Origin of the sequence: Nostoc flagelliforme FACHB-838 (genome assembly GCF_014698065.1) — a bacterium.
GTDB classification, from domain to species: Bacteria; Cyanobacteriota; Cyanobacteriia; order Cyanobacteriales; family Nostocaceae; genus Nostoc; species Nostoc flagelliforme_B.
In genome coordinates this window covers 49,534-59,893 of sequence record NZ_JACJSI010000041.1, presented here as the reverse complement: position 1 = coordinate 59,893, position 10,360 = coordinate 49,534, and the positions used below count along the sequence as shown (strand labels likewise).

The following is a 10,360-nucleotide window of genomic DNA, read 5'->3' as shown; positions in this document are numbered from 1 at the left end:
AGCATTCGCATGAACATCAGCAATAATGAGTTCTGCAAATCCGGTTTAACGTATCCACCGAGTAAAAATAAACCCAGTACGAGATGTTCTGAAAACAAAACTCGCACAGTAACGTTGTGAAACGATAAAACGAAAGCGGATAGAAGAACCGTCAGAATGCCCAATTTGCTAAAAGTTTTCTAAAGGACAACCCGATTGTATTGCTAAAATCATCTGAGCCTGACTTTAACTCTGCTTTTTCCAGTCAAATCAGTATTCATCGCCATCGTATGATCTGTTTCAACGATGTCCGCCTGAATTACTTCAGGACTTACAAGTTCTCAAAATTTTGTGTTTTAACCAATTGATAGTGGTCAACAATTAAACTTACTACCGTTGCAACCATAGTAACTGCAACTAACCCAGCTAGGGCAGCCAGGGTAAGTCCATCGGGGGAAGTTATCGGCTGGGCCCGCAATGCTTGCCAAGTGAATAGGGACATCAAAAAAGCATAGGCAAAACTAGCAATCCACATTAGAGCCGCCCGTGTGCGTTGTCCCAGGTACGACAAAGTTGAAGTAATCAACCAGCTTAGTAATGGTAAAACTTGCACGGCATGAATACCCAGCAAATGAGGAAGTCGTATATCACCCCCCTGAGTACTTAAATAAAGTATGGGAATACCAGGGCCACCATCTTTCACTCCTACACTGTGAGCGCCAATATGTAACACTGGCTGACCTGCTGCCAACGCCGAACTTTGTTCAGGTGTGGGTAGAGTCATGAAAAAGCCCAAGCCCATACCAATGAAGGTTAAGGAAAGAGAAAACCGCAATGCGATCGCCAATACAGGATTATCCAAAGGCTCTAGCAGCAGTAAAATTACTGTAACTAAAGTTGCTGCCCAAAGGAGAACCAGGGAAATTTCCATAAATTTCCAGAGGGCTTCATCTTCAGGAGTACTAAAGTTGAAGTGGCTAGTTGTACCTCGTACTACCTGGACTATGATGACTATTATTTGCACAACCAATGCAAAAGCCGTAGCATTTGCAGCCAAACTAGCCAAGCGCCGATGTTGTTTGAGCAAACCCAACAGCCATACAAAAGTGAACGAATAGACTGAAGTTGAAAACGCAAACTTGCAAGGCTTGAGCCAAGCGGGTGCGCCAGTAATAACACGCTCATCAATTAGTAGTCCTGGCAGCATCAACAGCAATAGCCCAAAAGTGAAAACACCAACGAAGGTCATCGACGCATTGATTCTCCAAAACTGTTTGAGAGTTTGCTCAACATTGAGTGTCTGTAAGGGAAAATTGAAAAGAGACATCACAAGTTAGCTCCCTTGGTACTAGATAGCTAAATTAAAATACAAGTAAATCTCGGTGTATTTTAGTAATTCCATCTAAGAATTTAGATGAAAATAAATATCCCAAAGCCTGAAAATGCAAATATTAGTAGTAAATAATTTGCGTACCTTTATAGTTCTAACCTAGTGGTTGATATAGAACAAGCTAGTACTAACACCATAATTGCTTTTGTGAAAGTATAAAAACTTTTCTCAGGTAGATTGTGAATTCATCCTTACGGAAGAGAACTATTTGTTCTAATAGTGCCTTCACAGCGTAGGCGCAGCCCGCCGTTGGCGAAGCCTCTCGTAGAGAAGGCATCGCTTCTCTTTCACAAATGTCCAATGCCGTAGCCAATTACCCAAACTATTAAATCTCCAAGATTACTGAAAGCCTTGCTGATGTAGACTATTGGAGCAATGGCTGGCATATTGGTGTTAAATGTTGTGCCAAAATTTTATTGTCTAAGGGACTTGCAAAAAATAAATTATCCTAAATTATTTATAGATTTTTAGGGGCGCAGGTTATGCTTCCCGCCGCAAAATTGGTTTGCAATGGGTACAAATGTTAGCCCATACTTAATGCTGATATTTGGTATTTATGCAGGTGCAGTTTTGTTATTTTATGCTGTGCCTTTAGCAGTCTTTCTATTGCAAGAATTCTTCAAATTTGCATGGCTAAAATTATTAGCGGATATATTATATCACTCAGCTTTTGTGGGAGGGTTATTCCTAATTATCCCTTGGCTAATTATTCTTGGTTTTAGTGCCACATTGTTTATTGTCATGCCATCGGCGTTAACAGCAATGTATGTACATTCGGGAGCAAAGTTTTTAAGAGCTTTTGCTTCAGAACATGGTAAAAATAAAGCATTTGCTGGTGCTGGTGCAGTTGTTGTGGCGTTTGCAGTTACTTTTGTATCTTTACAACAACAACCCCAAGTATTAGCTTTTTCGCTCTTAGCTAATGCACCTAAAAATGATAGCGATCGCCAAACACTTGTAGCCAAATCAGAACAAATCCGTACAGGATTAGTTAACGCTTATTTAGCTTCTTACCGCTACCTTAGCAGCAAGCAAGAAAATAACCACATCAGTGCTATGTATCATCATGTCTTAGGATTAGATAAATCCGCTACTGATGGATTGCAAGCAACTTATAACTTTTTGATGTCACCATTTTTATATAATGGTTCTGACAAAGATTCTATCAAAGCAGAAAAACTTTACGCCGATTTTTTTGATACACCTCTACAAAAAGCAGAAAAAACAGCAGTAAGTCATGCAGTACAATCTACTTTTAACGAACAAGAAGTTAAAGCAGGTTTATTAAATATTAACGAACAAAAAGTTTTATTGACATCACAACAAGTCACAGTTAAAGAACATGGTGATTGGGCTGATGTAGAATTGTACGAAATTTATAAAAACCAAACACAAGAAGTTCAGGAAGTTTTTTACTCCTTTTCTTTGCCAGAAAGCGCTGTAATTACTGGCTTGTGGTTGGGAGATACTAATAAATTAGACCAACGTTTCCCTTTTGTTGTCTCTCCTCGCGGTGCTGCCCAGAAAGTTTATAATTCTCAAGTTAGACGTTCACGGCCAATAGATCCAGCTTTGTTGGAACAAGTAGGGCCGAGGCATTATCGCTTACGGGCTTTTCCTATTCCTCCTAAGAATGTACAACAAATACAAGGGCAACCATCACTCCCCACAGAAATGCACCTATGGTTAACTTACAAAGTGCTGGGACAAGACTTAGGTTGGGAAATGCCCGATTTAGGGGAAAGACGTAATATCTTCTGGACTAATCAAACTAAGCGTATCCGCAACGGTAAAGAAATCGGTTTGAAAGACGATGCTTGGTTAGAAAAATTCATCCCCGCAAGTGGAAAAATTCAGCCTGTATTACATGAAGTAAATTTAGAGTCTGGCTACAAAATATTAGCTAAACCTTTATCTAGTCAAGATTACACCTTACCCCAAAACCAGCGAGTTGCTGTAGTTCTCGATACATCTCGCAGTATGGGGAAACATATTAAAGAATTGCTACAAACATTATCATGGTTGAAAAAATACGGCTTTGCAGACAATGATTTGACAAACAACGATGCAGATTTGTATCTCAGTGTTTCTCCAGGTGCTGCACCTAAACGGTTAGATGATCTCCAGCAATTCCAACCGGAAAAAGTCGCCTTTTACGGTACAATTCAACCCCAAGAAATGCTGACACAGTTTAACAATTTGCGTGGAGATACAGCTTATGATGTCGTTTTGCTGTTGAGTGATGAAGGTAGTTATGAATTATCGAAGAACAATAAAAGCGTCCCCAATACGCCTGCACCTTTGTGGATGCTACATCTAGGTGAATTACCTGGGGCTTATAACGATGGCATCATTAAATTATTACAAGATAGTGGTGGTGGAGTTGCTGTTGATATTTCTGAGGTGCTACAACGAATTGCCACTAAATCAGTTTTAAGTGATGTTGTGAGTGTTATTAATGGTTATGCTTGGTATTTGCAAACATTAGACACAGCAATTGCAACTAGCAACCAACAAGATGATTTCTTGCCATTAGCAGCCAGACAATTAATTTTAGGGTTGAGTAAAAAAATTCAGTTAGACAACCTCAAAGGTTTAGATGCGATTCACGCTGTAGCTAAAAAGTACAAGATTGTCAGCCCTTATTCTTCGATGTTGGTATTAGTCAACGATGAACAAAGACAGTTACTTAAAGAAGCAGAAGCCCAAAGCGATCGCTTTGACCGTAAAGTTGAGAATGGTAAGGAAAATCTCTCTAAACCCGTTAATCCCTTGAAAGTTAGTGTACCTGAAGCATCAGGGGGATGGTTTTTAGGTGTGAGTGCGATCGCTCTATTCATCCTTGTGAAGCGTCGGCGTTAATTAATTACTCATGCTGTAGGGACACAGCAATGCTGTGCCCTTACGAAAGATATGTTTTTAACCTTTATGTATATTTGCTATTTCTTGTCAATGCGTAAGTCCTATAATTATATTTTCTAACTTTAGATATTTTTTTGAAAACATAAAATTATTGGCAGCTAAATCAACCAAAATTTGATACTTAATTTAACATTTATCATATTTCTAACTAGAAAAAATCACAACTTGGTCTAAAAATATTTCTTACAGCCATTCTGCAACAATATTTAATAATATTCCGACAGAGATTATAAATGATATTCATTTAGAAAATTAAGATTGAGTAAAGTAATTTACTAGTGATTTTATTTATGATAAATAAAAGTTACTAGTAACAGCTAAAACTAACTTATTAGCTGCCTAGGTAAACCTCTGAAATTACATCAATACTATTCGTTTTGAGCATTTTGAACTCAAAATTTGGTTTTGGGAACAGGTTAAAGGTTTTTTCTTTCCCTTTTCCCAAAACCAGACCAGTATTGGAAATTACATAGGCTTTAGAAAAAGGTAAACAATTAAAAAAGGACGCTTTCCATGAATCAAGTTCGGTCTCCCAAAGTTCGCGTTGCCCTGATTGGTTTGGTAGTAGCAAGCGTATTTCATGCTACTCCCGTGCTGGGAGCTATTCTAACTAGACAAGAATTTTCGGGTGATTTTGCCTTAGTCGATGCTACTAGCCCTCTATTGCAAAGCTTATTGCCAGAAGGGAGCGAATATTCAGGATTTGTGGTTTATTCAGAGGACGGGACTTTGAGTGATTGGGAGATGAACGTCAACGAACTAAACCTGAATTTGAACCTAGGCGCTACTTTAGATGTTAACTCCGGCCCAAATGTCAATTTTGAACTTTCTTCTGGGTCGAATTGGAATTTAGTGGTTGATTTTGGCATTGCTTTTGATGCTCCTAGATATACCTTAGAAAGAACATCAGGCTCGGAAATTACCTTGACGGGTCAAGTAGGACGAGCAGGAGTATACATTTATAACGATCCCGGTGCTAATATTACCCTGAGTTCTTCTAATAGATCGATACCCGAACCCGCTTCCCTGCTAGGTTTATTGTTTGGACTCGGTGGGATTGCCGTCTCTAGAAAAGCTAGTGGAACTAAAGCTTAAATTTAGCTGAAGAAACACAAACTTAAGAATCTTTATTTGGTCTTTATGATGGCGATCGCAAGCGAAAAACTGATCGCCCTTCCACCAAACAAATGCTACAGGCTTTTTGTAACCTCAGCTATCACAGAGAAAGGATAACAAAAATGCTTAGATGACTGGAATTGAAATAATTTTTAGTCTTCATATATATGCCTTACGATGTTACTATGTGCCCAGGGGAAAATTGCCCAATAAAACAAAATTGTTGCCGCTTTACAGATGAAATTCTCGGTCGTCAGGATTTCTTTGGAGAATTACCCTATAACTTTATTACTAATTCCTGTCAATATTTTATTAGTAACCACCCGAATGAAAATAAAATCCGTTTTAAGGCTTATGAAATCTGGCAACAAAGTGGGTATCCAGAGGATAAGTCTGTAGAACATTGGCTTCAGGCTGAAAACGATTTGATATAGTCAAAAATTTAAGTAGGTGGGTCTATAAGATAGTTCATCATTGCATTGGCGTAAGCCTTCCCGCAGAGTAACAAGTTAAGCAATCGCAAAGACTGAGATTGCCACGCTTCACTTCGTTCCGCTCGCAATGACATCTTATATTTAATTGCGTTTACTTACTAATAATTTCATCTAACTTTCCTTGCGAGTATAGACCTCGTACAGATAACGGCTCAAATCAGCACTACCGACTTTCGACCGTCCTCTACCGTGAATTGTTAGTTTGCTGGCAATTAGCCTTGCCTACAACCCTGATGTTTTCGGCTATGTGAACAAAGTTATTTTCAAAATCGTATTTATATAAGTGCTGCTATACCATAGGTAAATGCTGCAAATTACTCAAGTTGCATTCAGGCGTAGGCTGATTGGCGCGATCGCTCTGCCAATTATCCTGTTATTGTCCTTGTCAGGAGTTTCAATCTGGCAAATTAATCGTCTGCTTTCGGCTATGCACTGGGTTGAGCACACTGACCAAGTAATTGCCAGAGCAAATGGCTTACAAAAACTATTACTGGATCTAGAGACAGGAGTACGTGGATACCAGCTTACAAGTAAGCCACACTTTCTTGAACCTTATCAGCAAGCTAACTTTACCATTAATAATACTTTTGATGAGTTGGGTGATTTAGTTTCAGATAATCCCCAACAAAGTCAACGCTTAAGGCAAATCAAGGCAGAGCAAACAGGCTGGAATAAGTCTATTTCTCAAGCGATCGCCCGCAAACAAAAAGGTGAAACTGAATCCCTATCAGCAATTGAGCTTCGCAAACAGAGCATGGACGTGATGCGAAATCAAATTACTGATTTTATTGCTACTGAAGAGCAGCTACGGTATCGGCGCAACCAAACAGTCCAACAGACTACTGGGCGAGTCATCTTTACTAGCATAATTCTGTCGCTTGCTGCTGGTGGTGTCCTTGCCTTTTATATTCGGCGGCAAATTGCACATGTGTCTGACAATTATGAGAATGCTCTCAAAACTGCCCAAGTACAAACTGAAAATGTTCAGCTTTCTGCCCAAAGGCTTGCCGCTTTACATGACATAGACCGAGCAATTTTAGCAGCTGAGTCGATCAAATCTCTAGCCCGAACTGCGCTGACACAAATGCGTCAGTTAGTACCCTATGAGCAAGCATTTGTTGCCCTGTTTGATTTTCAGGCAGATACAGCTGAGATTGTGGCAGGCAGTAGCACTAAAGAATTGCAACCACTTGAAGGCACAAAGATGGCAGCATCAGACTTTGCGCCTGAGCAAATACAACAAGACTTTAATTATGTTAAAGACTTGACAAATGTTGAGCTTTACCCACCTGTTTTGGCACAGTTGCATTCGGCAGGAATGGGTTGTTGCTTGCGGATTCCGATGTTAGTTGAAGAAACGCTGTTAGGAGAACTCAACTTGGCGGCGACTCAGACAGCCGTTTTTGATGCTCAAGCACAAGATGTTGTGATTGAGGTGGCAGCTCAGTTAGCGATCGCTATTCAACAATCTCTGCTACGCGAACAACTTCAAAATTACGCTTTGGAACTAGAACAGCGTGTTGCCGAGCGCACTGCACAGTTGCAAGAAACAAATCAAGAGCTAGAAGCATTTACTTACACGATATCGCACGATTTACGGGCACCGTTACGTACTATGCAAGGCTTTGCTCAGGCATTGCAAGAAGATTACACAGACAAACTAGACTCGGTTGGACAAGAATACATCCAATATATTACAGAGGGTGCAGTCCAAATGGACACCCTAATTGCTGAACTTCTAGCATACAGCCGCCTCAGCCGTGCCCAAATTCAAATGCAAAAAGTTGATTTAACTAATGTTGTCGAAGAAGCTTTAAAACAACTCAGCAAAGAACTTCAGGAACAGCAAGCAGAAGTCACAGTCGCAAAACCCTTGCCGCCAGCGATGGCTCATCGCTCTACGCTTGTCCAGGTAGTAACCAATTTACTCAGCAATGCGATGAAATTTGTGCAGCCCGGAATAAAACCAAAACTACAAATCTACGCAGAGGATCAGCAAGATTCGATCCAATTATCGATTGTGGACAACGGCATCGGCATTGCGCCAGAACATCAAGAGCGCATTTTTCGGGTCTTTGAACGACTGCATGGCGTGGAAATCTATCCAGGTACTGGTATTGGTTTAGCAATTGTCCGCAAAGGGTTAGAGCGAATGAACGGTCGAGCCGGAGTAGAATCGCAATTAGGTACTGGTAGTCGTTTTTGGATTGCCCTGCCAAAAGCCGTTCTTCACAGCAACGATGCCAATGACGCAAGTACTCCGCATTCTGATAATTGATGACAATCCAGGCGATCGCGCTTTAGTAATCCGAGAACTGAGGCGAGAATTTCCGCAATTTCAACCTCAAGAAATTCGGGAAGCTTCTGGTTTTGCTAGTGCAGTAGCAGCAGGCGAATTCGATTTGGTCATTACCGATTACCAATTGGGCTGGAGTACCGGACTAGAAGTTTTACATACCATTAAGCAACAGTATCCAAACTGCCCAGTGATTATGTTTACTAACACAGGTAGCGAAGAAATTGCGGTAGAGGCAATGAAGTCTGGGCTAGATGATTATGTCCTCAAATTACCCAACCGCTACATTCGCATACCAGCTGCTGTGCGAGTTGCGCTAGAACGATTACAAATAAAACAACGAGCTACTTTACTTGAAATCCGTCTCCAAGGTTTGCTCAACCAATTAAAACTAGGTATATTTCGTACTTATCCAGATGGAAATTGTATTGAGTGTAACCCAGCGTTTCTGGAATTGTTGGGGCTGGATTCATTATCCCAAGCCTCAGCGATGAATTTATTGAACATCCACAAATACTACTCAATACTACAAGAACTGCCGCCACCTCAACAACAAGAGCAAGAGATTCAATTACAACGAGCAGATGGAAGATTTATCTGGGTAGGATTAAGCATAGCTCTGAATATTCTTGAGGGACAACAGGTAATAGATGGTTTAATTGAAGATATTACATCTCGTAAACAGGCTGAAATTGAAATTCAGCAACTCAACCAAACCTTGGAGGAGCGAGTCAGGAAGCGTACTGCTGAATTAGAAGTAGCAAATCGAGATTTAGCGCAGAAAAATCAGGAATTAGCAGAGGTTAATCAAGATTTAGAAGCATTTGCTTATTCAATTTCCCATGATCTGCGAGAACCATTACGTGCTATCCAAGCATTTGGTTCCATTCTCCTAGAGAACCAGGATAGGCAATCTAACCTAGAGAACCAAAAAAACTATTTGCAGCGCATTATTGCAAGTACACAGCAAGCAGACAAGCTTGTTCAAGACCTACTTGAATACAGTCGCCTCAGCCGGACTGAAATGCCATTACAAGCTATTAACTTATCTTTATTAATGATACAAATATTGAGACAGCTAGAACTAGAAATAACGCAGCAACAGGCAAGAGTTCAAGTTGAAGAGCCTTTAGCTGAAGTTACGGGAAACCCTACTATTTTGATTCAAGTAGTTACCAATTTGCTAACCAATGCGATTAAATTTGTTGCACCGGGAGTTCAACCTCAGTTACGGATATGGACTGAGAAACGTAATAAATTAGTTCGCTTTTGGGTGCAAGACAACGGCATTGGTATTAAGGAAACACATCAAAAACGCATTTTCAATGTTTTTGAGCGCCTACACAGTTATGAAGTTTATCCTGGTAGTGGTATCGGTTTAGCAATTGTCCGCAAAGGAGTCGAACGCATGGGTGGGGAAGTTGGTGTGGAATCCCAACCTGGACAGGGAAGCCGATTTTGGATAGATTTACCTATAGTTATAGATGTAAATCCCTAAAATCTTTCAATCGCCTTGATTACGGGCAAACATAAAGTTCTTTCTACACTCTTAAATATTTGATGCAAGATCCTTACCCTATGCCATCCCCTGAGGCGCACAGTAAAGGATGAAAAACTTTCTTTCCCCATGCCCCCTGCCTTTAAAGACAACAATTTCATGAGTAAAGAGCAAGACACTATTTTACTTGTAGAGGATAATCACAAAGATGTGCTTCTGCTGCAACGAGCGCTCCGCAAGGCTAACATTGTCAATCCAGTTCAGGTGGTAAATGATGGCGATGCAGCAGTGTTATATCTCTCTGGAGAGGAACCTTATGGCGATCGCACTCGTTATCCCTTGCCTGTACTAATCTTGCTCGATCTGAAACTACCCCGCAGATCCGGGGCTGAGGTTTTAATGTGGTTACGGCAGCAACCACAACTCAAGCGCTTACCTGTCGTAGTTCTCACCTCATCAAGGGAGTATGACGACATCAATCATATCTATGACATAGGTGTAAATGCTTACATAGTCAAGCCAGTTATTTTTAATGAATTAGTAGAAATTGTTATAACCCTTAATCTCCACTGGATTATTTTTAACGAAAGACCGCAATTTTGAACTGTTTGAACATTTTTTGGGCATTCTTGTCACTGTTCCCCTTACGTAAATGTAATGTAGTT

At 40.4% G+C, this 10,360-nt stretch carries 7 protein-coding genes; 6 read left to right on the top strand and 1 reads right to left on the bottom strand.

All coding sequences use genetic code 11. The features are described 5' to 3' along the window. Positions 1–310: 310 nt before the first annotated feature. The gene (locus tag H6G97_RS20080; protein WP_190942470.1) at positions 311–1,306 is read right to left on the bottom strand and encodes a hypothetical protein; all 996 of its coding nucleotides are present in this window, start codon (positions 1,304–1,306) and stop codon (positions 311–313) included. 573 nt (positions 1,307–1,879) lie between these two features. Here H6G97_RS20080 and H6G97_RS20075 point away from each other — a divergent pair. The 6 genes from H6G97_RS20075 (at position 1,880) to H6G97_RS20050 (ending at position 10,298) form a co-directional block, all read left to right on the top strand. Beyond that, positions 1,880–4,231 carry a TIGR02921 family PEP-CTERM protein gene (locus tag H6G97_RS20075; protein ID WP_242055011.1) on the top strand — a complete coding sequence of 784 codons (2,352 nt, stop codon included), beginning with the start codon at positions 1,880–1,882 and terminating at the stop codon, positions 4,229–4,231. 573 nt (positions 4,232–4,804) lie between these two features. Continuing rightward, positions 4,805–5,386: a PEP-CTERM sorting domain-containing protein gene (locus H6G97_RS20070; RefSeq protein WP_190942469.1), complete on the top strand. Its 582-nt coding sequence runs from the start codon at positions 4,805–4,807 to the stop codon at positions 5,384–5,386. A 188-nt stretch (positions 5,387–5,574) separates the two neighbouring features. Beyond that, the gene (locus H6G97_RS20065) at positions 5,575–5,841 is read left to right on the top strand and encodes a DUF2934 domain-containing protein (RefSeq protein WP_190942468.1); all 267 of its coding nucleotides are present in this window, start codon (positions 5,575–5,577) and stop codon (positions 5,839–5,841) included. A 364-nt stretch (positions 5,842–6,205) separates the two neighbouring features. Beyond that, positions 6,206–8,179, top strand: coding sequence for a CHASE3 domain-containing protein (locus H6G97_RS20060; protein ID WP_190942467.1), 1,974 nt, complete (start codon positions 6,206–6,208; stop codon positions 8,177–8,179). Beyond that, positions 8,148–9,695 (top strand): sensor histidine kinase, encoded by a 1,548-nt coding sequence (locus H6G97_RS20055; RefSeq protein WP_190942466.1) that lies wholly within the window; start codon positions 8,148–8,150, stop codon positions 9,693–9,695. Before H6G97_RS20060 ends, H6G97_RS20055 begins: the two co-directional genes overlap by 32 nt. 159 nt (positions 9,696–9,854) lie before the next feature. Further along, positions 9,855–10,298: a response regulator gene (locus tag H6G97_RS20050; RefSeq protein ID WP_190942465.1), complete on the top strand. Its 444-nt coding sequence runs from the start codon at positions 9,855–9,857 to the stop codon at positions 10,296–10,298. The last annotated feature ends 62 nt before the right edge of the window (positions 10,299–10,360 follow it).

What these genes read in the sequence shown, in the direction of transcription:
- H6G97_RS20080 (WP_190942470.1), bottom strand. Translation starts at nt 1,306, where the DNA reads ATGTCTCTTTTCAATTTTCCCTTACAGACACTCAATGTTGAGCAAACT.
- H6G97_RS20065 (WP_190942468.1), top strand. Translation starts at nt 5,575, where the DNA reads ATGCCTTACGATGTTACTATGTGCCCAGGGGAAAATTGCCCAATAAAA.
- H6G97_RS20060 (WP_190942467.1), top strand. Translation starts at nt 6,206, where the DNA reads ATGCTGCAAATTACTCAAGTTGCATTCAGGCGTAGGCTGATTGGCGCG.
- H6G97_RS20070 (WP_190942469.1), top strand. Translation starts at nt 4,805, where the DNA reads ATGAATCAAGTTCGGTCTCCCAAAGTTCGCGTTGCCCTGATTGGTTTG.
- H6G97_RS20055 (WP_190942466.1), top strand. Translation starts at nt 8,148, where the DNA reads ATGACGCAAGTACTCCGCATTCTGATAATTGATGACAATCCAGGCGAT.
- H6G97_RS20075 (WP_242055011.1), top strand. Translation starts at nt 1,880, where the DNA reads ATGGGTACAAATGTTAGCCCATACTTAATGCTGATATTTGGTATTTAT.
- H6G97_RS20050 (WP_190942465.1), top strand. Translation starts at nt 9,855, where the DNA reads ATGAGTAAAGAGCAAGACACTATTTTACTTGTAGAGGATAATCACAAA.